General features: G+C 36.7%; 25 protein-coding genes and 1 pseudogene. 14 read left to right on the top strand and 12 right to left on the bottom strand.

Annotated features, from left to right (window positions below; genetic code table 11):
* Positions 1-72 precede the first annotated feature (72 nt).
* The 3 genes from J4G36_RS18520 to J4G36_RS18510 all read right to left on the bottom strand — a co-directional run bounded on the left by J4G36_RS18520 (position 73) and on the right by J4G36_RS18510 (position 928).
* The gene (locus J4G36_RS18520; protein ID WP_246880479.1) at positions 73-213 is read right to left on the bottom strand and encodes a hypothetical protein; all 141 of its coding nucleotides are present in this window, start codon (positions 211-213) and stop codon (positions 73-75) included.
* Positions 214-379: 166 nt separating this feature from the next.
* Positions 380-601, bottom strand: coding sequence for a hypothetical protein (locus J4G36_RS18515; protein WP_246880478.1), 222 nt, complete (start codon positions 599-601; stop codon positions 380-382).
* A gap of 39 nt (positions 602-640) precedes the next feature.
* Complete coding sequence (locus J4G36_RS18510) at positions 641-928, bottom strand: hypothetical protein (RefSeq protein ID WP_246880477.1); 288 nt, start codon at positions 926-928, stop codon at positions 641-643.
* A 707-nt stretch (positions 929-1,635) separates the two neighbouring features.
* Between J4G36_RS18510 and J4G36_RS10580 the strand changes: the two genes are divergently transcribed.
* Positions 1,636-2,832 carry a DUF4062 domain-containing protein gene (locus J4G36_RS10580; RefSeq protein ID WP_210469960.1) on the top strand — a complete coding sequence of 399 codons (1,197 nt, stop codon included), beginning with the start codon at positions 1,636-1,638 and terminating at the stop codon, positions 2,830-2,832.
* 207 nt (positions 2,833-3,039) lie between these two features.
* Here the strand turns inward: J4G36_RS10580 and J4G36_RS10575 are convergent, their stop codons facing one another.
* Positions 3,040-3,264 carry a hypothetical protein gene (locus tag J4G36_RS10575; RefSeq protein ID WP_210469959.1) on the bottom strand — a complete coding sequence of 75 codons (225 nt, stop codon included), beginning with the start codon at positions 3,262-3,264 and terminating at the stop codon, positions 3,040-3,042.
* Between the two features lie 240 nt (positions 3,265-3,504).
* Positions 3,505-3,672: pseudogene (locus J4G36_RS10570) on the bottom strand (glycine betaine ABC transporter substrate-binding protein); the annotation flags it as partial.
* Positions 3,673-3,717: 45 nt separating this feature from the next.
* Here J4G36_RS10570 and J4G36_RS10565 point away from each other — a divergent pair.
* Both J4G36_RS10565 and J4G36_RS10560 read left to right on the top strand, forming a co-directional pair.
* Positions 3,718-4,035 carry a hypothetical protein gene (locus tag J4G36_RS10565; RefSeq protein ID WP_210469958.1) on the top strand — a complete coding sequence of 106 codons (318 nt, stop codon included), beginning with the start codon at positions 3,718-3,720 and terminating at the stop codon, positions 4,033-4,035.
* A 490-nt stretch (positions 4,036-4,525) separates the two neighbouring features.
* Positions 4,526-5,080, top strand: a complete 555-nt coding sequence (locus J4G36_RS10560) for a competence protein ComK (RefSeq protein WP_210469957.1) — start codon at positions 4,526-4,528, stop codon at positions 5,078-5,080.
* Positions 5,081-5,267: 187 nt separating this feature from the next.
* On the opposite strand, the gene J4G36_RS10555 is transcribed toward J4G36_RS10560, so the two are convergent.
* Positions 5,268-5,810: a hypothetical protein gene (locus J4G36_RS10555; protein ID WP_210469956.1), complete on the bottom strand. Its 543-nt coding sequence runs from the start codon at positions 5,808-5,810 to the stop codon at positions 5,268-5,270.
* 200 nt (positions 5,811-6,010) lie between these two features.
* The gene (locus tag J4G36_RS10550; protein WP_210470529.1) at positions 6,011-6,910 is read right to left on the bottom strand and encodes a glycine betaine ABC transporter substrate-binding protein; all 900 of its coding nucleotides are present in this window, start codon (positions 6,908-6,910) and stop codon (positions 6,011-6,013) included.
* 567 nt (positions 6,911-7,477) lie between these two features.
* On the opposite strand from J4G36_RS10550, the gene J4G36_RS10545 reads away from it, so the two are divergent.
* The 3 genes from J4G36_RS10545 (at position 7,478) to J4G36_RS10535 (ending at position 10,503) form a co-directional block, all read left to right on the top strand.
* On the top strand, positions 7,478-8,515 hold the full coding sequence (locus tag J4G36_RS10545; RefSeq protein ID WP_210469955.1) for a hypothetical protein: 1,038 nt from the start codon (positions 7,478-7,480) through the stop codon (positions 8,513-8,515).
* Between the two features lie 192 nt (positions 8,516-8,707).
* Positions 8,708-8,884, top strand: coding sequence for a hypothetical protein (locus tag J4G36_RS10540; RefSeq protein WP_210469954.1), 177 nt, complete (start codon positions 8,708-8,710; stop codon positions 8,882-8,884).
* A 389-nt stretch (positions 8,885-9,273) separates the two neighbouring features.
* Complete coding sequence (locus J4G36_RS10535; RefSeq protein WP_210469953.1) at positions 9,274-10,503, top strand: hypothetical protein; 1,230 nt, start codon at positions 9,274-9,276, stop codon at positions 10,501-10,503.
* A 377-nt stretch (positions 10,504-10,880) separates the two neighbouring features.
* On the opposite strand, the gene J4G36_RS10530 is transcribed toward J4G36_RS10535, so the two are convergent.
* The gene (locus tag J4G36_RS10530; protein WP_256439581.1) at positions 10,881-12,011 is read right to left on the bottom strand and encodes a heparan-alpha-glucosaminide N-acetyltransferase domain-containing protein; all 1,131 of its coding nucleotides are present in this window, start codon (positions 12,009-12,011) and stop codon (positions 10,881-10,883) included.
* Between the two features lie 34 nt (positions 12,012-12,045).
* A complete protein-coding gene (locus J4G36_RS10525) occupies positions 12,046-12,807 on the bottom strand; it encodes a PIG-L deacetylase family protein (protein ID WP_210469951.1) in 762 nt (253 codons plus the stop codon).
* A 316-nt stretch (positions 12,808-13,123) separates the two neighbouring features.
* On the opposite strand from J4G36_RS10525, the gene J4G36_RS10520 reads away from it, so the two are divergent.
* Positions 13,124-13,996 carry a hypothetical protein gene (locus J4G36_RS10520; protein WP_210469950.1) on the top strand — a complete coding sequence of 291 codons (873 nt, stop codon included), beginning with the start codon at positions 13,124-13,126 and terminating at the stop codon, positions 13,994-13,996.
* 238 nt (positions 13,997-14,234) lie between these two features.
* Here J4G36_RS10520 and J4G36_RS10515 read toward each other — a convergent pair whose 3' ends face one another.
* Together J4G36_RS10515 and J4G36_RS10510 are read right to left on the bottom strand one after the other, a co-directional pair.
* Positions 14,235-15,491, bottom strand: coding sequence for a helix-turn-helix domain-containing protein (locus tag J4G36_RS10515; protein WP_210469949.1), 1,257 nt, complete (start codon positions 15,489-15,491; stop codon positions 14,235-14,237).
* Positions 15,492-15,628: 137 nt separating this feature from the next.
* Positions 15,629-16,927, bottom strand: coding sequence for a S8 family peptidase (locus J4G36_RS10510; protein WP_210469948.1), 1,299 nt, complete (start codon positions 16,925-16,927; stop codon positions 15,629-15,631).
* 438 nt (positions 16,928-17,365) lie between these two features.
* Here J4G36_RS10510 and J4G36_RS10505 point away from each other — a divergent pair, with 438 nt between their 5' ends.
* From J4G36_RS10505 to J4G36_RS10490, 4 genes are all read left to right on the top strand, one after another.
* Positions 17,366-17,776, top strand: a complete 411-nt coding sequence (locus tag J4G36_RS10505; RefSeq protein ID WP_210469947.1) for a hypothetical protein — start codon at positions 17,366-17,368, stop codon at positions 17,774-17,776.
* Positions 17,777-18,104: 328 nt separating this feature from the next.
* Positions 18,105-19,169 (top strand): hypothetical protein, encoded by a 1,065-nt coding sequence (locus tag J4G36_RS10500; RefSeq protein ID WP_210469946.1) that lies wholly within the window; start codon positions 18,105-18,107, stop codon positions 19,167-19,169.
* Between the two features lie 28 nt (positions 19,170-19,197).
* Positions 19,198-19,698, top strand: coding sequence for a hypothetical protein (locus J4G36_RS10495; protein ID WP_210469945.1), 501 nt, complete (start codon positions 19,198-19,200; stop codon positions 19,696-19,698).
* Positions 19,699-20,073: 375 nt separating this feature from the next.
* Positions 20,074-21,324 carry a mechanosensitive ion channel family protein gene (locus J4G36_RS10490; RefSeq protein ID WP_210469944.1) on the top strand — a complete coding sequence of 417 codons (1,251 nt, stop codon included), beginning with the start codon at positions 20,074-20,076 and terminating at the stop codon, positions 21,322-21,324.
* 194 nt (positions 21,325-21,518) lie between these two features.
* On the opposite strand, the gene J4G36_RS10485 is transcribed toward J4G36_RS10490, so the two are convergent.
* Positions 21,519-22,040, bottom strand: coding sequence for a sigma-70 family RNA polymerase sigma factor (locus tag J4G36_RS10485; RefSeq protein ID WP_210469943.1), 522 nt, complete (start codon positions 22,038-22,040; stop codon positions 21,519-21,521).
* Positions 22,041-22,483: 443 nt separating this feature from the next.
* On the opposite strand from J4G36_RS10485, the gene J4G36_RS10480 reads away from it, so the two are divergent.
* The 3 genes from J4G36_RS10480 to J4G36_RS10470 all read left to right on the top strand — a co-directional run bounded on the left by J4G36_RS10480 (position 22,484) and on the right by J4G36_RS10470 (position 23,625).
* Positions 22,484-22,753: a hypothetical protein gene (locus J4G36_RS10480; protein WP_210469942.1), complete on the top strand. Its 270-nt coding sequence runs from the start codon at positions 22,484-22,486 to the stop codon at positions 22,751-22,753.
* A gap of 119 nt (positions 22,754-22,872) precedes the next feature.
* Positions 22,873-23,283 carry a GNAT family N-acetyltransferase gene (locus J4G36_RS10475; protein ID WP_210469941.1) on the top strand — a complete coding sequence of 137 codons (411 nt, stop codon included), beginning with the start codon at positions 22,873-22,875 and terminating at the stop codon, positions 23,281-23,283.
* Positions 23,284-23,307: 24 nt separating this feature from the next.
* The gene (locus J4G36_RS10470) at positions 23,308-23,625 is read left to right on the top strand and encodes a hypothetical protein (RefSeq protein ID WP_210469940.1); all 318 of its coding nucleotides are present in this window, start codon (positions 23,308-23,310) and stop codon (positions 23,623-23,625) included.
* Positions 23,626-23,649 lie beyond the last annotated feature (24 nt).

The following is a 23,649-nucleotide window of genomic DNA, read 5'->3' as shown; positions in this document are numbered from 1 at the left end:
GATACCCAAACCCGGTACACTCGAGAGGATACCACCGTCTGTTTCCAGTAGTTTCTCTTCAATTATAATTGCTTAATTTGACCGTGATAACTCATATTCATCAAGCTTAAGTTGAAGTAAAATCAACTCACTATCAAGCATGAACTTGGGTTTGGATATCGAGTTTTGAGCGTAATCCAAAAGCCTATCGATTGCATCTTCACGGAGCTTCAAGTTATTTTCTATTGAAATTTTTCTTAGTCCGATTTTACCTATAGTCAAGATATCCGAAGGATGTGGATAGTTTCTTATAAAGAATAGGGACATTTTTGAAACGAACTGATCCAGGATTTTTATGACTTTATTTTCACCATCAACCTTTACATTTTTACCCTGGAATTCACGGAAGATATGATCCATATACATTCGCAGATGATTGATTATCCACGAGTGCACGTCTGGCTCTCGTTAATGTTTTTAACGACTCTAACTCCTGTAAGGAGTCCACGCTCGTTCCACCCCGTCCATGAAGTAAGGACTGGACAATTGCCATCAGGTCCACACGGTCATTTTTTGTGTAATTTAACACAGTTTCTCTTTCCCCTAGCGGTCGTTGCCGCATTCAATATCCGGACGATATATCCCTCATCCATGCATAGTCTTATAAGGTCTTCATAGTAGTGCGCAGTCGAATCACTTGCGATAGGGAGTAAGCCTTGCATGTCGCATCAATGTATTTCTTCATTAATTGGTAACCCGTCAGGCACGCGTCGAACTCAAATGGCTCCTGTAAAATATCGCCGTAAATTGTGCAGAACATCGCTGTGTTTACAAACTTCGCCGCATCAGTCGCTACGATACAGTATTCCTCTGCTTTTTCTTCCCGCATTAAGCGGTTCCAATGACTTCCACTTATCCCCTTGATTTGATTAAATAATAGTGTAACCATTGTTTTCAGCTCCTCCTTTTTGGTGGGGGCGTATATTGGAAGTTCTGTGATTGGTACTTCCCCTATACCCTGAAAACAATGGTTTTTTCACTTACCATCAATCTATTTAACATTATAGGTACCTTTCATTAAGGTGGAAAATATCGAAGTTGTCGTATATGAACCTGCACTTACAGAAGAATTCTTTAATTCACTTATCATAACTTAATCGTTGCAAATCTATTGTCAGATGATATCAAGGACGTTGCGGATAAGGATTATACGAGGGATTTGTTTAGGAGGGATTAATTTCAGGTACCTGTGCTAGAAGCTATTCAGTTTATTAACTACAATTGCATAAAACGAGAAAGGGGATATCGTCTGCATAAAGCTTTGTCGATATTCCTTTGGTTTTTTTCAAAAACCATGAATATTTGTTATTGCACCTAGCACAGGTATCTTTCACTCTAATATTGACCATGGCTCATCCAACACAAAGATGTATCCGCTAATGAATTTACGAGGAAGAGATATGATATATTGGGACGTTGTAGAGTTATCGGTTGGTGCAGGGATTGTTTTGAGTTTTAACGCTTGAATCTTGATCACCTCCTCCAACAGCCTCGATATCTATGGGAGTTATTAGTGGAATTTAGAGGATTTTAATATCTTTTGTCGAAGTCAGGAGGGGATAGAAGGGGATAGAACAAACTGGAGGAGATAAATGAATGGCTGGTTTAAAAGTATTTGTATCATCGACTTGTTACGACTTATCGATTGTTAGGTCCCAATTAAGAACATTCCTAAATGCGATGGGATATAACCCAATAATGTCGGATTATAATGATGTATTATTTGATCCGAGGATTCATACTCATTCAAGTTGTATAGATGAAGTCGGTAATAGTGATATGCTGATATTAATAATTGGTTCAAGATTTGGAGGTAAAGGTGTACCAGAGGCAGTAGAGAAAGTAGATACCGGTATTATAAAAGATAATACTTCTACTCCCTTATCTGAAGTGCGGGAAAACTTATCAATAACGCAATTAGAAGTACTGAAAGCGATAGAAGAATCTATACCTATCTATACTTTTATTGAACAACAGGTATGGCATGATCATGAGTTATATGAAAGAAATAAAGATAAGGAAATCATAGATCAGATATATTTTCCGTCTATAGACAAGCAAGATACTGCAAAGTATATATTTAATTTTATAAACTTTGTTCGCCAAAGAGCCAAAGGAAATAATATTTTCATGTTTAGCAAGATCCAAGATGTTGAGGAGGTTATCAAAAAGCAATGGGCAAGTTACTTTCAGAAGCTTTTGAATGAACAACGTTTTAGAGAAATAGAAGTAAAACGTATTGATAACCTAACAGAACAATTCGAGGACTTAAAAGCAGCTATATTAAGTTCCGTGAGTTCTAACAGAGAAAGAGAAATTGCACAAGGTGTAGTAAAGTATAGAAAATTGATTGATTTTATAATGGTTTTAAATGTTAGTGATTTTAATTTTGTAAAAAGATCAACAGGAAATTGGTCGGATCTTTTAGCTTTTACTGAAATAAAGGAGATAATAGACGTTACGGAAGTCGATTTTGATAAGAGAAGCATGGGTAGAGCAAGGACAATATTATTAAGGAATGACGAAACTTTTTTTGAAAGCAGACTTCCCTTATCACATATTCAAGACCTCTCGTTGGATTGGGGTACATTTATTAGCCTTACGCCAGAGTCGAGAGATATTATTGTAGATACTTTGATAGATTTATCGCCTAGAAGAAATATGAGTTTTAGGTATATTCCCGAAAAGTTTACTGAAGTCTGGAAAGATGCATTCAAACAGTTAAGAATTGATGTAGTACACGAAAAAATGGATTATATGACAAGACCAATCGATAAAAAGAAAAAAGTATAAAGAGTTTAGTTTTTTATTGGCACCTTAGTGTAACCAAGCACATTATTCCAGCTTCTTCTTTTCACTTTAATTCCGGGTACGCACTAGCGTTGCATAGTATCCAGTATAAACAATATATTGAATTTTTTACCATTACATTCAAGATGTTATATTTAAAAAGGGAACAGGTCCTCAAAGACCAACCAGTTCCCTTTTTTTGACAAATGATTATTGTTTCATTTTCATCTTTCTCTCTTTTTCTTTTATTTTTCCGTTATCCAACTTACTTTTTTTAACTTCAAGCGCTTTTCCACTAAAAACAGCAGTCGCTTCGGATAGGGCTATATCTGCACGGGGGGGCATACATGAACATGCCGCTGTAGGTACTGGTTTAACAAACACGACTAGAAGCACCATAAACAAGAACGGAATTAGACGTACGCTCTTTTTCATCAGAATTCCTCTTTTCCTTTGTTTTATGATTAGTTCGTTTTACGAGGAAACTAGTTTTAACGTTTTAAAAATAAAGTTGATTCCTATAGAGGTTATTCAGTCCATTAACTACGATTGAATTTGACGGCACACTACAATTTCAAAAAAATCGAAAGAGGATACCGACTAGACACTTTGTCGATAGCCTCTTGGATTTTTTATCCGAAAATCATGAACGGCACCTAGCACCGATACTTTTCACTAGTTCTTTAAATCTTCTATGGAACTCAAATCTTCAATATAGGTTGGCACAACTAAGCTTTGTCTAACCTCTTCTATGTTTGCCCCAAGGTTATCAAATTGTCCTTCGTATTTCTCGACATAGTCTTTGTGTGTGTAGGGTAGCCAAGCAGCAAGTGATACATCTGCTCCGCCACTTGCGGGTGACTTGTTATCACTTTATCTTTTTCTCTTTTGAACGGAACTTCCGGAGGTAAGAGAGCTGCAAAAAAAGAAGTGAAAAACCTGATTACTTATAAACTTGAAAGAGAATATTCGAAGAAGATGCTTCGTTCAATTTCTTTTAATGATATGAAAGCAGATAAAGTTGGAGACTATGTGTACAAAGTAACTGGAAATGTAGATTACAAGATAAAATGGGAAGATACAAAAGAATTAAGTGAAGATGGTTTAATCTTTATTTATTATATGGAATATTGGGATGGAGAGTGGTCTATAAGTAGACCTGAACATAATGGAGATGGTGGCGGGACTATTTTATTCCATAAATAATCTTTTATCCAAGAACACAAACCACATAGAGTGAGAAAGAGGATATCGACTATATAATGTCGATATCCTCTTAGACTTTTATTTTGATTCGAGGGCGTCCAAGGTGGATCAGGAGTTGGAATAAGATTACTGGCGATTTATGACGAATTACCTAACTTTATTAAACTTTAAAGTGATTTAATGAAAAATTTGACATATTTTAATAGTTATATATAATTAAAACTAGGTGATATGATGGGTGTCATTTAACCTAGTTTTATTATTTTAAAATAATTGTCGTTTTTTCGGTGTGAAATGCTTTAAGGATTCTGGATGAATATAACAGGTTTTAAATTAAGGAGGTGAGTAAAATGTGAAGAAAAAATGGACATTAAAAATCCCCGAGTGAAATAGTCTGGCGAGACCCCACCCGAGGAAGAAGATTGGTGTATACCAACCTATTGTTGAGTATACTCCTTTTTATTAAAAACATCAAAAAGGGGGAATTAAAATGGTATTGCTAAATGAATTTATCGTAAAATATGGAACAATTATGTTCTATCCTGAAAATGATGAAAATGGGAATTTACACACATGTATATTCGATAATTATAGTGTCTATCAAGTGGGAATGTGTCCGTTGGAATTAATAGATACGAATCTGAAATATTACGGTTCTAGCCTAAAAGGTGCTAGAGATGGCGCTAGTATGATTTTAGGCGGCAGAAATATGACGCCGATTGTCGTGAATGCAAAAGGCGGTATTTATTGGTTCCCTAGTAAATCGCCATCAAGCAGGGATTGCATCTGGTTTGCGCTTCATCAGATCAAGCATTATGAAAAGATTGACCAAGGAAGAACCCTTGTGACATTTTATAATGAAAGTACGTTTGAATTAGATGTAAGCTATTATTCATTCGATAAAAGAGTTAAAGAGGCTTATAAACTTAAGTGTAAAATAGATGAAAGAACGACTGAAATCCCTTTTCAAGTAGCTGAAACAAAAGAAAAGTTTCATTTCAATAAAAATAATCATAACTTGAACTATGGTGTGATTAAGGTTTAGGTAACAGTGAAACGCACTTCAATTGCATAATATATGAAAGGGATACCAACTAAACAGTGGCTGGTACCCTTTCGTATTATCACCGTTCCTTTAAAACACTGATTCTTCGAAAGTAACCTGTAATGCATCCCTTGATTTCACTAGCAGCTGTGATAAAACTATCCAATTCATAATTGGCCAAGCCACATTATCTCTTCTTAAGTCGTTTCCAAATGAATAGGCCAACCACTCCTCCAATAATAACCAGTATTCCAGCGTATAAGTAGTACAGGTTATTTTGTGAAGTGGGCGTTTGCTCTGGAATTTGACCTTCTCCAATGAGTGCAAGATCATTAGCGGCATTCGCAATCTCTGCTGTTCTGTCGCAAAGTGTAGTTGATAGAATGGTCTTTCCATTCCAATCCAATGTATGAGCGTATACTAAATACTCTTTTCCAACTGCAAAATCTATACCACATGATGCTGAATCATTGCCAGTAAATACGGAAACAGTTGCGCTATCGAGCCCTTTCCATATCTCTCCTACTTTGAAATGAATTGTTTTTCCGTTGTCCAGCTTACTTTTTTTAACCTCAATTGCTTTTCCACTAAAAACAGCAGTCGCTTGGGATAGGGCTATATCTGCAGGTGGCGGCGCCATACATGAACATGCCGCTGTAGGTATTGGTTTAACAAACACGACTAAAAGCACCAGAAGCACGAACGGAATCATACGAACGCTCTTTTTCATCAGAATTCCTCTTTTCATTCGTTTTATGATTAGTTCGTTTTATAAGGAAACTAGTTTCAAGGTTTTAAAAATAAAGTTGATTCCCATAGAGGAGAAAAAATATAAAGAGGATACCGACTAGACACTTTGTCGATATCCTCTTGGATTTTATTCGAAAATCATGAATGGTGCACACTCGCAACTAGCACAGATACCTTTCGCTAGTTCTTTAAATCTTCTATTGAATTTACATCTTCCATATAGGTCGGCACAACTAAGCCTTGTCTGACACCTTCCATGTTTGCCCCGAGGTCATCAAATTTTCCTTCGTATTTCTCGACATAGTCTTTGTGTGTGTAGGGGAGCCAAGCAGCGAGTGATACATCTGCTCCACCACTAGCGAGTGAGGAGAACAATGGTCCAGGTTCTACAGAAGATAGGGTAACTTTATGTCCCATGTCTTCTAGAACGAGTTTCATCATGTTGTGGCTGGCAATTTCACTGTCCCACGGTGAGTAAACGAGTGTGATTTCATCGCCATCAACTGACTCTACACCTTCTGTCCATTCCGCGATTTTGTCATCATTTTTATCGATCCAGTTACGGGACGCATCTTCTGGAGCGATGCCGTCTTCTATTTCAATCATGATTTCGCCCATATCTTCAGGTGTCCACTGGAAACGTTCCAAAATTGTATACGCTTCTGGTAAGTCCTCTTTTAAGCCAAGGCGTGCGTACGTGTGGATTTGTTCCACATCCCCGTAAACTAATTCCGGATCATCCAGGAATTTCAAATCGAACGTGATAAATTTCCAATGTGGATTCCAACCTGTGACGATAATCGGTTCTTCTTTGTCATACGCTCTTTTTAACGCAGCAGTCATCGCAGCACCGTTTGCTGAAGTGAGTTCCCAATCAGACAATTCATATTCTGCCAAGACTCTTTCAGTAGCTTGCATATGTCCTGAACCAGGATCGATTCCTGTAATTGTATAATCGACGGATTCCCCGATAGATTCTTCTTCTTTTTCCGCATTTGCATTTGTTGAATCACCACTACAAGCGGCAAGACCTAATGTTAATAGTGCGGCAGTTCCAATTCCTGTTAACTTTTTAAACATTGTCATTGATACGTTTCCTCCTAAATTAGTTAAAACTTACAAGTTAAATTAGATGATTAAATCGTTGACCCAAAGAGAAGATGTGAGTCAGAAGAAATGAAGTGAGTATTGAATAAGAGTGAAGACTGCTTTGTAAATGCAGCTAATGATGAATTTTACATGAGTTGTTTATACAACTATACACGTGATTAGAAAGCTCCCATCTTATCTCGTCTTGAAGAATGATGGTGACGAGTTATTGAAAAAGTGATGACCTATTCACCGTAACATAGCTTTGGAATGAGTAGGGCGATTATTAAAAAAACTATACTTTAGTATTGTTGGTTCGAATGGACTAGTTATGGTGGCATTAAATATGAACTGATTTGAGATGTGTAAGAACTTAAAAAGAGTTATGTAAGAGGTGTATCCTATACTAGGTAAAAGTAAAGAGAAACAAGGATACACGATAAAATGGAGGTTTGTATGCAGCTTTCCTAAATTTAACCTCATCTTAACTTTCATTGAATAAGATAGCTTTGAGTGTTTCGATAAGCTTTTTATTTAGCGAAAGGATATGAAGATAAAATGAAGAAGATCAGTGCACTGATAGCGATTCTTTTTATGGGCGTTTTACTTGGTGGTTGTCTATCGATAAATCTTACTGATGGTGGCAAGTTGGAGGTTTCTGGCGATGGGATTAAGGTGGTTGAAGATGAAGGCACAGAGGGGAATGAAAATGACGGAAGTCTTGATGGAGATACGGGTGGGAGTGGGAAAGGGGCTCCGGTGCAAGGGGAAGATGATGAGGGAGATGTAACCCCTGAAGACACTGAAGGAGAAGTAGATGAGGGCGAAGAAGAAGAAGAGTTTTTGACGGATAAAGGATTTCCGGGATGTGAAAAAGCATTTTATTTATTGCAAAATAGAATTATAGACGGTTTTCCGCTCACACCTTGTCCAGAATTTAGAATGCTTGAAGTGAATAAGGGTGGCAATGAGCGGATTGTGCTTGCGAAGTACGATGTCCACGTCGACCTATATTCAGAGTATGGTCTTTACGTGGATTTTTTTGAAGGGAACGGTTATACCTTAACGAATGATCATCTTAAGGTGCAAGTTGGGATAATGGAAGTAAGTGATCAGAATATGCAGATGAATTTGGGACTTACCGCTATTGACAAAGGTATGTATTATGGAGCGACGGTGGATATGACCTATAGCGAGTCACCTGCCCGCGATCATCCGATAGTGGATTCAATCGTGAATCAGGATGATACAAGTGGTTTTGGAAAATGTGATGATGAGTATTATGTGTTGCAAGATCATTTAATTGCAGGCTTTCCATTTGATGAATGTGTTGAAATTAGTTTTTTAAGTATCGTTTTTGATGGTGCAATTCCAAATGTGAATGCGGTGTATACAACGTCTGGCACGATTGAAGAGTTGGCAGCTAAGTACGCGGAGTTCTTCGGTAACAACGGGAATGTATGGGAAACCAGCTATGAAGGGACAGACGATGCAGATGCAACAACGATTGCAAATGTAAACGGGATCCACTTGTCGATTAATTATGTAGCGATGGCAAACGGAAAAGTTGGGATTCAGCTGTTCTATGAAGCTTAGAAAGAGTAGTTATGTTGTTTAGTATATAAACTACGAGAAAAGCTGTCGTTAAATCGGCAGTTTTTTATTTGTATAAAATGTGCATTTATCCCTTGTCCCGCTCATGGGACAACGTATCTTATTAAGAAGGGGAATTGGTGTGAGAACATTATCGTGATGACTTTCTCACATAAGTGTAAAGGAGGTATGGACATGTCATTATTTTTTGAAGATGAAATCCGAAAAGTAAAGGCCAAAGCCAGTCCGTCGGAGTTACAAGAAATTTATGCACAAGATCCGCGCGCAAATGGTAAGCTTCAAAGTAGAAATAGACAAGTATTGCTGGAGCCTAGTGCGCGTCAGGATGATTCGCGGAGAGAGCGGCGGTAGTGTTGGGTGGGGGAAGTGCTAGCTGGGATGACTATTTGTTTTCAGTCAATAGCGCGCCAATAATAAAGTTGGAGGGGGTACCGGGTGTTTAACACTTTGTTGGTAGCCCTTGTTTTTTATTTGGAGTTGTGTATCGACATGTGTGGACCGTGTTTAGAAGGAAAGGTATTGTGGAAGTGAAAGATGCTATTTTTGGTTGTGCTTATTGCTGGTAGCATGGAATTGTGATATTCAGTAACTTTAGTGAGTATCAGTATAAATATCAAGGTGCATTTATAATATGAATTGGTATAATAGGCTTACCTGCTATGATACTTGAACACTAGGAGTATCGGATTATGACGCATCGAGGGAAAGAATGACGGATGCCATGAAGAGAGGAGATTGTAATGAAAAGGATAATATTTAGTTCATGGATCATAGGCTTGGCCGCGTTTTATTTAAGTGTATTAATTATACTTCATACGTTTGAATTTTTGGGATTTGCAAAGTTGTCTAAGGAATTCTTCGATTTATTTAAGTTTACAGAAATCTCCAAAGCAACAAATTTTACAGCTCAATTAATGATGATTATTTCTGTGGTTTCACTTATACTTTACCGGTTCTTCAAAAAATGTTTATTTTACATACCAACTTTAAAAAGTTATAAAAAATTCTATTACTCAAATTTAAAGAATATAAATTATTATTTAACATTTTTTGTTGTTTTACTCGGATTATTTCCATTGCTCATATCCGTAATTGAATTAGAAAGTGAAGAATTGACAAAGAGTCTAAATGGATTTTTATTAAGTATCGTTGTAGGCTTTTTATTTCCGTATCTAAGTGTCTTACTCGATTTAATTGAGCAGGAAAATATTTCAGGCGGCGTGGAAAGAGGAAAACTAAAGGTGCAAAAAAACAAAAAAAATAGCTATTTAGTAAATGACATTTCACATATGTTTAAAAATGTTTTAATTGGCTCCTTATTATTAATTAATTTTGCATTGATATTGTTTATATTGTTCAGTGGCTTATCAATCGAAAGTTTGTTGATAAAAGGAAAGTTTATGGGGTTAGGTGATGGTTTTTGGGGTGCTCTCCTAGGTGCTACTGTCACTGGCTTTATGGCTATTTGGATTAGCAATGGAGAGCAAAATAAAAGAACCAAAGAAAAGGCGGATGAATCGAAAAAGGTTTTGTTACTTCTTAAGGAATACTCTAGTGGATTAATAAATGAAATTACGAAAATGGTTGAAAGTATTAACTTAATTAAGGAAACGGATGATCCTTATGCAGAAGTCGAGGTTGATTATGTTGACAATGAAGGTAATCAATACTATAAGAATCTACCAACAGACCCTGATCTTGATAAGTATGATTCAATTGTCCGGCCATACAAAGGGAATTTAAAAGAGTCAAATGAAAAAATACTAGATTTATTAGATAAAATAAAACTTGTGGAAATTAAAGAACTCGACTTAGAATCATATCAAAGAGTATTAACTTTTAAACAGAGAAGTCAAAAGAAAATTGAACCTAGGCTAGTACATATTAAGGTAAAGGGTGGAATAATTGGCAAAGAAGAACTCGAGGAAATACGCGAAATAATAATCGATTTACACAACACTGTTTCATAGATATTATTTCGGCTTAAAAGACAGTATTCTAATATAAAACAATTCGTCGATTATCAGCGCATTGGCTGAATCATGCGACATACTTGTTAACTGACTAAAAATAGTTGGACATTCTTAAGTATAGCAATTTCTTTTCAATTCCATTAAAAATTATATTGAAGGACCTCAATCGAAAATCCTGCCAGAGCAAGGGATGTAAAGAGTACCAATAACTAAGTCTAATACATGTGTCTAGGAGAAGATATCACAATTTCTTCCAATGAGCATTTCATCGATCAATTGTATAAAAAAGGGATACTGATTGTGTAACACTTTGTCGGTATCCCCTAGGTATTTTATTCATAGTAGTGAATTGGCATATTTGCAATTTGCACGTACTATACCTTCACATACACTTTATATTTATTTAGAATCAAAGCGACGAATGTCCAAAACCCAACCATTAAAAATGCGTATGTAAGCGGAGGATGAAAACTGGTTTGTTCAATCCATCCATAGATTGTTTGATACAGTGATGTCAATTGGCCATTCTTTTGGATGCCAATATTGAGTAAAAGTGAAATTAACACGTATTTCCCGAAATAGATGAGAAAACTATTTCGACCAAATGCGACTAAGAACCAAGTAATCTTCTCTGAAACAACTTTCCCGATATGAGAAACTGGATTCCTGTCGAAAAAGGTATGAAAAAATGCCAGGACTAATGATGTGACCCCTGCAGTCAATAAACTAAAGGAAGGCGCCCACATTTTTTTACCAAATGGTAGAATGGATGATAAAAGAAAAGCCAATAAAATTAAGGAAATCCCGTGTAGAATAAGCTTTGGATTAAAGCTTGTTTGATTACTTTGAATGAGTAACCTACCTGCAGCAAGTCCAAAAATAATATTCCCAAGCGCGCCAAAAATGATGGGAATCCCTTCTGGATCAAAGCCTCTTGTGCCCTGAGCATAAGTATGTGATTCCCCGAAAACAACCTTATCAATTGTCCATGAAGGATTACAAAACGGCTCGATTACGCCGCCTTCACAAGCGCCTCCTATAACTAAAAATAGAACGCTATAAATTCCCATAACCAAGATGCCTAAAATTGTAAGTTTTACAGGTGACTTTATATAGTAGATAATGACTGCGCCAACAATTCCAATAACAGAATACATTTGCAGAACACCAGTAAATCGTAAAGTTGAAAAATCAATCGACCAAGCCATGACCATATTGAAGACTAGCCCAAACAAAATAAGCTTAAATGCCACTTTAAACTGTCGCTTCCACCTAACCCTATTTTGATAAGCAATGGCTAAACTGACGCCAAATACAGTTAAAAATCCCGGGAAAATAAAATCGATAAACGTGACACCATACCACTCGGCATGCTGTGCAAACTCATAAACCCCGGCAGGTAAGCTGCTTAAAAAAACAGATAAGAAGACAATTAAACCCCGTGTCATATCTAGTGAATTTATGCGCTTTTTTTTCGGTAGTGAACCATCGTTTAATAAACTCATCTCTATACCTTTCTTAACGCCTAATCATTATCCATTAGTGATGCCAACGACCTTCAAGTGACTTTTCTGCAAGCTCGAAATAGTTTCGCACGGACAGGTAACCGATGCTATAAGATTTATCTTCCGGAGACCATTTCCCGTAAGCCTTTAATGCCTGTTCAAACGCATCAACACGATCTTCAGGAACAGTATAAACACCCTCAAAGTCCATGTTGTTATGCTCTTGAATGGGAAGGTAATAGAGGCCGTGTTGGATATCACCATTTTCTATCAACTCACTCACTGCTTGCCCGGTTGCCGCATGATCGGAATGTGGATCATTGTATGACATCGCATTATGGAGCGCATTTGGGTATTTGTCTACAAAGTCATTTATGATTGAAGCCACATCATTTGAAGTAAACTGTCCATCATCTAAATCATAAATATAAATATTATCTTCACTTACACCCAAGCTAGTAACTGAGTTTCTAAACTCCTCAACACGTGCTTGGCCAAATTCTTCAGGTGTAATGGGCGAATGCCCTTCTTTTTCTAGTTTTTCATTGACAATATTAATCGCATTGCTAGCCAGTCCTTTTGAAAGAAGCACGACAATCACTTCTTTACCCAGCGCTAAATTATGTAATATCCCTGATCCCATACTAAGAACTTCATCGTCCGCATGCGGTGAATAATAAATTGCAGTCGTGTAGTCCATTTCAAGATCCTCATTGGAATGATCCATCCCGTTACCCTTAGGATTACATCCGGTTAACAAGATAAGTACGAGCAAAATACTCAAGACACGTTTCATAAAATACCCCCATCAACACAATCTACATCTCTATTTATGCTAATTGTTATTAATCATAGTTTAACATAATTTGCTGGAGTTATTGGAACTTTCAAGACGATTTCAAGTACATGGGATGGCCTAGGGGTTATTCAGTATGTGAAAGTATTTATAATAATGATATAATTGAACTATGATAAAGTAGATGGACCATGGATGACTTTAACCAGTAAATTTACTACAAATGCATTTAATGAGAAGGGGATACCGACTGCATATTATGTCGATATCCCTTTGATTTATGTACAAAAATACTTACAAGTGGAGAGATGGATTCATGATGCAATTAAATGAGTTAATGGATATATATAAGGATATTTTCAGCTTTAAAAACGGATACAAACGAATCAGTGAGTTACATAAACCGGTGCTTGGATTATTAATACTCGCAGGGATCATAAGTGCTGTAATTATTATTAGTACCCAATTCTTCCCCCAGTATTTTCTTATTTCTGTAGTAAGCTTTCTGTTAGTCTGTTTTATAATAAGTAAAGTAGTTCAGAAAAAAATAAAGTCTGACTATAATGATGTTCATTACTTAGAGAAAAAATCAAACGCTGAGTTTATTGATAGCGTTTCCCTAACATTGAACCTTGATCTGCGGGATGATAAGGTACTAAATCCAATTGAGGACTATTTAAATTTTCATTTGAAAAAGGAAAAGAATAAAGTGTCAGTCTTAACGCTATTTCAACTTGGGATAGCATGGATCGCTTTTATCGTTCCAATACTACTTTCGTTCGTTGCTAATAAAGTTGATTTAGAAATGATTCAATTTATAATACTTTGTTCAGTATATATATTCGCCTTTTCAATTATATTTTACATAATTTTCATCGATTTTAACAAATACTCGAAACATAGTTTGATAATGGCAGTATTGGAAATACTAAGTGATCAAAAAATAATTAATCTTCGCAGAAATTTAGCGGTAGATGAGATTAATACAATACTAACTACTGGGACTTTTAAGAAGCTTTCCTCGAAGACATTGATTGAAGCGGGTTATCTTAATGTTATTGAAGAAAATATGTCACGATATAGATCGTTATTACACTCTATTAAAGAAGATATAGATGGGGAAAAACTACAGGATGCGATTATTGACTGTAATCAATCTATAGAAAAGTATAAAGGTGTGAAGAGATAATCGGGTAATAAAATAAGCCAGGGGGTGCCGACTAAGAATACTGTCGATATCTCCTGGCTTTTTATTCAAAAACATTTCATAAATACGATTTCACGTCTGTGGCGGCATTACTTCTATTGGACTTCCGGGGCCTTTCTTGGAACTTATAGTATCATAGGCTATTTCGATATTTGTAGTCTTTTCAAAGCCGTGACTCATTGTAAATGATGAAATTAAACAGAATGCCAAAAATAATACTTTAACCTTCTTTTTCATGGTCTCCATCTCCTTTTTCATTGTAATAGTTATAATAAAAGTACGCTTTCTCGTAATTGCGTTTTTCCGTGTGGTATTTCGCGAGGCGTAACGCCATTCTTCGTCCTTCTCTAATATCACCAAACTGATTCAAGAAAGGAAACATGATTTCCTCGCAATAGTCATATAGCTCTTGGTGACTGTGTTTCATTTTCTCAAAATACGTCAATTGAATCTTCAAATAGGGTTCATCGGACTGATTGGCTCTTTCGCGTAATTCTTCAAGTGTTTTTGACGATTCACGATCAGTTCCAATTGAGGTATGCAGCAGGTTTAATAATACCGAATCATAAAATGCACTTTCTTTAGAAATCATGTTTTTCAATTTAACAAGAAGTTCATAGGCATTTTCGTGATTTCCCATACGTTCTTGCAATACGGAGAAATTGTAAAGTGTGTGGTGATACAGCTCTTCCTGTTTCATCATTTTGGTGTTTCGAATCAGGATAGAAAATAGATCTTCTGCCCATAAATAGTAATCTTGGTTCGTAAAGTTGATGGCTTGAAGCATCTGCGCATGCATGAGGCGGATGTAATTACAGTCCTTTTGGAAGTGATCAATGGCAAAACCTGCATAATAAGAGGATTTATCATATTGAGCCCTTTTATGTAGCAGCCATGCCCTTTGATAAAAGTATTCACCTTCAAATATATTTGTGCTATTCCTGATATCTACATCTTCGTCAATTTTTGCATACAGTTGCTCCGCGTGATTGTCATTACCGATGGCTATATGATACATGACGGAAATCACATCTGAAATAATTTTTTCAGAGGCATTAAATGTCTGCGTTAATTTATCAATCAGCAGCATTTGCTGCTTCGCTTTACTCATATCTTTTTTAAACAAGTAATAACGTAGCTTATACAACTCATATTTATTCAATAAATCAGTAGACTGCAGATATTCTTCGTCTTTCTGTAACGCCATGTACAGGTTTTCCATTGATTCCAAATCATAATAGATCGCATATCCAATAAATTCCCTTAACTTATTTTCAAAGTTTTTATAAACATGCGTTTCAATTTCCCAAGCGATCTTCATTCGATTGAATAAATCTTCCAGCGTTTCTTTGTGTGGTGTGTATTTATTGGATTCAATTTTACTTAAATGTGAAACGGAGCAAATACCTTCGGATAGTTCTGCTTGCGTCATACCATTTCGTAAGCGGTGATATTTCATAAGGGAGCCGATATTCATTTATCTAATCACCCCACAATAATTTGATTAATCAAATTATAGCACACTTACAACTATCGATAGATGAGAAAACAGTCCAATGAAGGACTGCTTTTTCATAGATTATATTTATGGTGTGCGTAATACGGGGGTGTTTATTACTTTACTCGCGCAAAACCAAATCCAGATGCGATATCATCATTTGTACCTGCGTAGTAACCGCCACGGATGTCGTACGCTTTGGCACGATTTTGAAGGTTTGCACGCAATTGTACATTTGTGAAGCTTGGATTTTCCGCCCAAATTTTTGCTGCTAGACCCGCTACATGGGGAGAAGCCATTGATGTACCGCTTATTGTTGCATAGCCGCCATTGTTCCATGCTGAGAATATGGCTGTACCAGGTGCAGAGATTTCAACATCACCTTTTTGAATGACATAATCACCTGCAGTGGCCGTGTAGCCACGTGAAGATGAGTTCGCCACACGATAAGTGCCGTTTTGAATGACATTTTCTAGGTTTGCGACTGCGATTGCTGTTGGTAACGCTGCCGGATAGCCTATTGAGCCTGGTGCATAACCGCTGTTACCAGCAGCAGCGACTACCAAAACCCCTTTACTGTATGCGTAGTTCACTGCGTTTGTAATAAGGGAGCTTTCACCACTGGAGCCTAGTGACATATTAATGACTGTTTTCACTTTGAGCGAAGATGCTTGGTCGGCCACATGACGGATTGCATTGGCAATATCATCTGCGTATCCACTTCCATCATCTCCTAATACTTTGTAAGCCCAAATTTTTGCGTTAGGTGCGACGCCATAAACACCTTTGCGATCATCGCCACCTTCAGCAAGCGCGGAGCCTGCTACGTGTGTTCCGTGACCTTGTCGATCCGTACAGGTCCCGTTCACTACCGTTGGGGTTTGCGTGAAGTCTTTACATTGTTCCGCATTATAGTATAAATCCGCATGACTTACGGTGACGCCTGTGTCGAGTATCGCAATGCGGACGTTATTTCCACCTGATGTTTGTGTTAAGGAGTTATTATTGTAAATTGCTTTTATTCCCCAAGGAATGGATTGACTTGCAGCTGCTGTTCCTATTTCGTCATTCAGTTTCAAAGATTTCATATCTGCTTGAATGGACAGAATTTCCACTTTTTCGACTTTCACGCCTGGAATACTTTTTAATGCCTGATATTCCTTTTCCGTCACATCCGTTGTAAAGGAGTTGGCACTAAACTGATTGCGGACTTTAACTTCCTTCATGGTCGTTGCGTTTAAATTTGAAGCGGTTGTATCGATAAGTACGCGAAATGTTTCCCCTCGAAGAGATCGCTGTTTTTCCTTTATTTCACTTAAGTCTTGTGCGTTGTTGCTGGCGCTTGCTCCGGCTACCGGGATAAGCAAGGACATCGCAAGTAAAAGACTAGCGACGAGTTTCATAGAAAATTTCATGAATGGTTTCCCCTTTTCTATAGCGTATTTTGGTACAATTTAACTCTATCAAGCTAACGGTTATAACACAATTGGGAAAATTCAGTCCATGTTCTAGCGCCTTGCTTATCAACGGTTCTCTTTATATCTTTCATTAGTCACCACTATCCACATTAAAGTCAATAAAGCAATGACATTAGAACTAGTCAGAGTTGGGAAAGTCGGTATTGAGAGCGATTGAAACACTTATAAGGGGAGTGGGGGAGGAGATTTAGGTACCTGTGCAAGACACTATTCAGTTTATTAACTACAATTGTATAAAGTGAAGAGGGAGTAGAGGCTGGGTATGGCTTTGTTGATCTTCATTTGGTTTTTTATCCAAGGCTCTGAATTGTCATTAGTGTGTCTTGCACAGGTACCTTTCAAGTTACAAAAAAACAAACTTAGGTGGGCTGAATTATGCGGAGAATAGTCACTACTTTATCTTTGGCAATTGTTTTGCTTTTAGTAGGATGTACATCTAACGTCAGTCCTGATTTGAAGGGCAGTTATCAGAGTGATCGAGATGGAAGTGGATATTTTGTTCAAATGGCCTTTCAACCAGATGAGAACAGCTTTGTTCAATATATTGATAATCGGGAAGTTGATAAAGGCGTTTATGGAGAAACAGAGAGCCATGCGTATAAAATAAAGAGCGATAAACAGGATTTTGAAATTAGATTAACCACTGAAGACACTTTTGAAATCATAATTGATCAACTGAATAATAGAAACCCTATTACTATGAAAAATGTTAGTGATGTTCCTACCTATTTTTCAACACAATTCGGCGATGAAGAAGCGTATAGAGCATTATTAGAAGAAAAGTGAAGCATTAAGCTTAATTCAAAAGCACCCGGGTAATTAGGGTGCTTTTTTTGATTTCCATAGAGAAAAGGTTTTACCTTTTATTTCATCTAGTAACTTTTATAGGTATATTGTATAATTGCATAGATTAAAAATAGGAGGAATTCATCATGAGGAAAGTTAGATTAATGTTTTTTTGTCTAAATCCTTTCAGCACTTATCATAGGCCGTCAGATAGACAAGGCTACAGGTAAAGGCACTAATACATCCGATTCTAAGGAATTTCAACAAAAATTTTACAGAAGCGGGAGACTTTTGAACAATACATATACGAAAAGGTGGAAGTTTTTTAATGGATATTTTAATACCATTGTTTGGACTCGGCAGTTTACTTATCTTTATTATTTTACTGGTTATATCAATTATAGGCTTAATTCTTCGGAAAAGTTGGGCGAAGAAGGGCCTGTTATGGTCTATAGCCCCATTAGCGGTGTTGATCATATGTCTGGAGCTTGATCGAGATACAAATTCATCCTCAACTTTAGCACAAGAGCAAGAAGTAGAGAAAGAATCAAATATAGTTATTGACTTCGATGAGTTCAAACATGAAGTGTCAGATTTTACATACGACAAAGATGATAATTCAATAGATATTGAGTTATCCACGAACATACCAGACGGGACAAAAGTTGAGATTGGATTTACCAAAATGATTGTAAGCGATGAAGGCATAAAGGATTTTGATGACCCAATTCTAAAAGATCTTTCTTGGGAACGTGAAGAAATGAAAGTAAAGGATGGAAAGATTAGCCTTCATTATGCTGGTTTAAATGAAGATACCCTCTTAATAAATGGGGAATATGGCGTTTGGCTATCTTTTGATGTCGATTCTCGGGTTAATGGGGAATTATATGAAGTGTTGGAAAGCATAGAAGATGTTGAAGGTAGATTTGAAGCAAATACCATTAAGATAAGCGAAGATACCTGGGGAGGTAACAAATACTCAATTATTCTGGGTCAAGAGTTTTTGGATATTAAAAATTCCATTTCGTATAAAGAATTAAAAAAACAACAAAAAGAACAGATTGCACAAAAGAAAGCAAATGCAAAAGATATCCGTTTTGCTGAACTGGAAAAGAATCCTGACAAACATTATGGAGACTTTATTAAGTATCGCGGCGAAGTGTTGCAAATCATGGAGGATGCAACCTCTACTGTTATAAGGCTTGGCGTCACAAAAAAATCTTACGGTTATAGTTCTAATGATGTTGTGTACGTTACTTACACAGGAACAACACCATTTGTTAAAGAAGATATCGTGACGGTTTATGGGCCTGTTAAAGGTTCGCACACTTATGAATCTCAAGCAGGGTATCAAATAACGCTCCCGCATGTGGAAGCAGAATTTATTGAGTAGAGCTATTTATTAAGGAGATTGAATTGAAGTGAAGAAGAAAATCATCATACCGATTTCAGCAGTTGTTGTTGTGTTAATAGCAGGTTTAGTAATTTTGATTAATGATAATGACAAAAAAGCAGAAGACTTTTTTGCTTTCAGAGAGTTATTAGATGAAGATTTTTTTCCCATCTTAAGAGATTCAGGTGACTATTTTGATACCTTGATAGAACGTGAAAATGATATTGGTACATACTTTGTTGAGGACGGTTATGATGTAAATTTAAAGCTAAAAAGCCGATTAAAAGAAGTGAAATATATGGTTATTAATACAGATGCAAATTACGAGGACACGCATGCGCTAAAAAAGAATGTATTAACAATTATAGCTGATATGGAGCACTTTCTGAGTTCAATTTATACGATGTCTCCATCACAATATGATTTTGAAGCCAGAAAGCTATTTTATGATTTATTAGGGCGAGGTACAGAAGACTTAGCAAAACAGGTTCGTGAAATGAACGAGATACTAGGGGAGTACTATCACTAAAGTAAAGAGGAAAGTCGACTAGAGAATGCTTAGTCGACTTTTCTATTTTTAGATTTCTAAATTTAAGGTACCTGTGCTAGACACTATTCAGTTAATACACTACAATTGCATAATGTGAAAAATGGATATCGAATTTATAACACTTTGTCGATATCCATTGTGGATATTTACTCGAATTGATGAATAGTCATAATTGCACCTTGCACAGGTACCGTCATAAGTCGATCCGACGATATTAAAAAGCATATTTTGCAAGAAGCTATTCCTAAAATAGTCTAATACTGCATAGCGTAAGAAAGAGGCTATCGACTAAATAACACTTAGTCGAAATCCTATTGAATTATTTTGTTGCAAAACAAACAATGGAGGGACTAGATGGATTTCATTAGTAGGCAGCTTCTAAAATTTGAATTGGATCCTACCTTAGTTGATTACCTTTCTATTATAGTTATGCTTTTTTTCATTGCGATCATTTGTGTATTGGCAAATCTAATCACGAAGAAGGTAGTCATCCGAATCATCACTCAAGTTGTTAGGAGAACAAAATTCAAGTGGGATAATATGCTTTTGGATAGGAAGGTTTTTCATAAGCTATCTCATATTGTTCCTGTCATTATTATATATTACTTCGCTTTTGCCTTCCCGGCCTATCAATTTTTGATAGAAAAAGCTGCGATATCCTATTTAATTATTATGGGGTTAATCATTATCAACAGCCTTCTAAATGCAGTGAACGATATATATCAAACCTATGAAATCTCCAAGGTCAAGCCAGTTAAGGGATATATACAAGTGGTTAAGATTATTGTCGTAACGCTTGGGATTATATTGGTTATTGCAAACCTGATGGGCAAGAGTCCACTATTGCTGCTCAGTGGAATTGGTGCTCTTTCAGCTGTCCTGATGTTGGTATTTAAAGATTCCTTACTCGGCCTCGTTGCGGGGATTCAGTTGACTTCTAATGATATGGTTCGAGTGGGAGACTGGATTGAAATGCCTAAATACGGGGCAGATGGGGATGTACTAGATATCTCGTTAAATACAGTAATGGTCCAGAATTTTGATAAAACAATTACGGCGATTCCAAGCTACGCCCTGATATCCGATTCATTTATTAATTGGAGAGGAATGCAAAAATCCGGGGGGCGAAGAATCAAGCGGTCGGTATTTGTCGATACAACGAGTATTTCCTTTTGCACAGATGAGATGATTACTAATTTCAAAGATATTCACTACCTATCAGATTATATCATCAGTAGGGAACGTGAAATTGCTAAGTATAATACTCAGAACAAAATTAACCCGTCGAATCCAGTGAATGGAAGAGCCTTGACAAATATCGGCGTTTTCAGGGTATATATCAATAATTATGTCCAAAACCATCCGGGGATCAATCAAGAGATGCTCTTAATGGTAAGGCAGTTGGCACCTAGCGAAACGGGATTGCCTATCGAAATTTACGCGTTTACAAATGATGTGAGATGGGGCGTGTACGAAACAACCCAATCCGATATCTTCGACCATCTTTTTGCCGTAGCACCGGAATTTGGTATCCAATTATTCCAAAATCCATCTGGAAGTGATTTAAAATCATTGCGGATGGATCACGCAGAAATCTTGCAATAATGTTATGCATTTGGCATCTGGATTTTAGGTACCTGTGCAAGGCACTATTCAGATAATACACTACAATTGCATAAGGTGAAAAGGGGATATCGACTGTGTAACACTTTGTCGATATCCCTTTGATTGTTTATCCAGCGTGGTGAATTGTCATAATTGCACCTTGCACAGGTACCTTCAAAAGTGCATAAGATTCATTATATGGAAGTAACTTCTTGAGATGTACAATCCTGTAATGCCTCCCTCAATTTCAAAATCATCCGCTGCCGCCTCTTTTTAATACCCGCAACAGAAACACCTGCTTTTTCAGCACACTCTGCCTGCGATAATCCCTCTAAAAAATACCACTGGATAAATTCTCGTTCAGCATTATTCAATACTTTGAATGCCTGGCGGAGTCGATCCGACCATACATCAGACGTTGGGCTATCAGTGCTTTCAGTGTCGTTCAAAAACTCGAGCACATCATCCTCAGTTTGAATAACATTTTCCTCGAATCGTACTTCTTTCTTGATTAGATCAAGCATTGCGCCTCGAATACTTACAGATGCAAATGGCGCAAAATGTCCTGTTCCTTCCTCATAACGCGTCCAAGCCTGCCATAATGCAACGCGACCTGCCTGGCGAAAACTTTCATGATCACGGTAAATATTGAGTTTTCTCATGGCTGCTGAAATCATTGGTTCATATTGCGTAAGTACCTCTTCAAAGTTTTCCAATATACGGCCCTTTCGACCGTGCACGATACTGTTTATTCCCGGGTGAGACAATCGTATTTTATATTTTAAAACGAGTCGAACCGGACAAATTCACGAACACCCTGGCAAAAATCAATTTTCCCAGTATTCTTCAAAGCCTAGTCTAATCACGTTTGTCGGCGTCGAGAAATGTAGTTTTTAAGATAGTGGGGCGGTTGTAAATCGCCTAAGGTACAATGTTTGTGAGGTATTCATAATCAGGATTTTTTGTCAAACCAGCAAAAATAAATTTTGCTAGGGTAAATGTCAGCAAGTAAAGTATTTTAAAATGAGAAAATCCGATTATCCAAAGACCTTATTGGCAATATTAAATCATCTCTATCATTAACAACTCAAGTGGTGATATAATTTAACTATATGAATGGTTGATCTGTGAGGCTAGAGAAGGGAAGGCGAATATTAAGATGGATGAAAAGGATAATGATTGGATTATGCATGTTGTATTAAATGAAAATGAACATACAGAGCGCCTTGCGAAAAAACTTGCGATGCAAAACGATGGTCCAGTCACAGTCGTTGATTCGAAAAATGAGGGCGTGCGCATAAGGGATGGCGTATCCTATACAAATATGGAGATAGCCAAAGAGACTTTTGATCTTCCAGATAAACTCTATTTTTATGCGTACATGGATCCGAAGAATCGGAAAACCAAGCGGAAAAATGAGCGAAAATAAAATTATTGAATCATGTTGGAATTACATAATGATCACAACTTCTTTAAAGGAGGTATAAGACAGTGGATAAATTGTGGATCAACTCTTCAAAATTAATATACTTTGAGGAGGAAAAATGATTGAAAATAAACTTTGATAATAGTAAAAAGATAAATGTGGAACAATTAGAAAGATTATATAATGACGTAGGATGGTATGCTTATACACAAGATTTAGAAGGTCTTCAACAGGCGGTAGAGCAATCGTTGGAAGTTATAACTGCTTGGAAAGAGGAAGAATTAGTGGGGTTAATTCGGGTTGTTGGGGATGGATTAACTATAATCTATATTCAAGATATTCTTGTGTTAAATTCTCTTCAAAATCAAGGTATTGCTACTCAACTGATGCAACAGGTTCTAAAGAAATATAAAAACGTTCGTCAAAAAGTTTTAATGACCGAGGAAGCGCCAGATGTAAGACATTTTTACGAAAAAAATGGTTTCGAATCTTGCGATAAGGGTTCCCTAGTAGCGTTTGCAAAAATGAATTAAAGGATCTAGTGAGGAGCATTTTTTATGGCACTGGGCGTTTTAAGTATAGGATTTATCATTTTACTAATAACAGCAATCATTATTCAAATTTTATTATATAGACGTAAAAGTGAAACAGGAAATAGTATTTTTATTATTAATATGCTGTTGGGCATACTTTTGGCTTATCTTGCGTTTACAGCATTGCCTACAAACGATACAGGGCAAAGAGCTTTGGCGATAGTTTGGGGTGTCTTAGCTGTATTTGCGGTGGTATTGAAGTTAACCATTCCAAAATTTATGACGAAGAGCAAGATATTACTTTCTATTGCGATCATTGTTGGTTTAGTGAAATTAATATAGGTGCAAGCAAACACCATACCATGC

The organism is Sporosarcina sp. 6E9 (genome assembly GCF_017921835.1).
In the GTDB taxonomy this organism is placed as follows: domain Bacteria; phylum Bacillota; class Bacilli; order Bacillales_A; family Planococcaceae; genus Sporosarcina.
The sequence above is the reverse complement of the archived record's forward strand: the minus strand, read 5'-3'. Positions and strand labels throughout refer to the sequence as shown.

Bases quoted from the DNA above. Each gene is read 5' to 3' on its own strand.
- J4G36_RS10540 (WP_210469954.1), top strand. From the start codon at position 8,708: ATGTCATTATTTTTTGAAGATGAAATCCGAAAAGTAAAGGCCAAAGCC.
- J4G36_RS10550 (WP_210470529.1), bottom strand. From the start codon at position 6,910: ATGTTTAAAAAGTTAACAGGAATTGGAACTGCCGCACTATTAACATTA.
- J4G36_RS18515 (WP_246880478.1), bottom strand. From the start codon at position 601: ATGCGGCAACGACCGCTAGGGGAAAGAGAAACTGTGTTAAATTACACA.
- J4G36_RS10480 (WP_210469942.1), top strand. From the start codon at position 22,484: ATGGATGAAAAGGATAATGATTGGATTATGCATGTTGTATTAAATGAA.
- J4G36_RS10490 (WP_210469944.1), top strand. From the start codon at position 20,074: ATGGATTTCATTAGTAGGCAGCTTCTAAAATTTGAATTGGATCCTACC.
- J4G36_RS10545 (WP_210469955.1), top strand. From the start codon at position 7,478: ATGAAGAAGATCAGTGCACTGATAGCGATTCTTTTTATGGGCGTTTTA.
- J4G36_RS10530 (WP_256439581.1), bottom strand. From the start codon at position 12,011: ATGAGTTTATTAAACGATGGTTCACTACCGAAAAAAAAGCGCATAAAT.
- J4G36_RS10560 (WP_210469957.1), top strand. From the start codon at position 4,526: ATGGTATTGCTAAATGAATTTATCGTAAAATATGGAACAATTATGTTC.
- J4G36_RS10575 (WP_210469959.1), bottom strand. From the start codon at position 3,264: ATGAAAAAGAGCGTACGTCTAATTCCGTTCTTGTTTATGGTGCTTCTA.
- J4G36_RS10500 (WP_210469946.1), top strand. From the start codon at position 18,105: ATGGATATTTTAATACCATTGTTTGGACTCGGCAGTTTACTTATCTTT.
- J4G36_RS10555 (WP_210469956.1), bottom strand. From the start codon at position 5,810: ATGAAAAAGAGCGTTCGTATGATTCCGTTCGTGCTTCTGGTGCTTTTA.
- J4G36_RS10505 (WP_210469947.1), top strand. From the start codon at position 17,366: ATGCGGAGAATAGTCACTACTTTATCTTTGGCAATTGTTTTGCTTTTA.
- J4G36_RS10520 (WP_210469950.1), top strand. From the start codon at position 13,124: ATGATGCAATTAAATGAGTTAATGGATATATATAAGGATATTTTCAGC.
- J4G36_RS10535 (WP_210469953.1), top strand. From the start codon at position 9,274: ATGAAAAGGATAATATTTAGTTCATGGATCATAGGCTTGGCCGCGTTT.
- J4G36_RS10515 (WP_210469949.1), bottom strand. From the start codon at position 15,491: ATGAATATCGGCTCCCTTATGAAATATCACCGCTTACGAAATGGTATG.
- J4G36_RS10470 (WP_210469940.1), top strand. From the start codon at position 23,308: ATGGCACTGGGCGTTTTAAGTATAGGATTTATCATTTTACTAATAACA.
- J4G36_RS10510 (WP_210469948.1), bottom strand. From the start codon at position 16,927: ATGAAATTTTCTATGAAACTCGTCGCTAGTCTTTTACTTGCGATGTCC.
- J4G36_RS18510 (WP_246880477.1), bottom strand. From the start codon at position 928: ATGGTTACACTATTATTTAATCAAATCAAGGGGATAAGTGGAAGTCAT.
- J4G36_RS10525 (WP_210469951.1), bottom strand. From the start codon at position 12,807: ATGAAACGTGTCTTGAGTATTTTGCTCGTACTTATCTTGTTAACCGGA.
- J4G36_RS10580 (WP_210469960.1), top strand. From the start codon at position 1,636: ATGGCTGGTTTAAAAGTATTTGTATCATCGACTTGTTACGACTTATCG.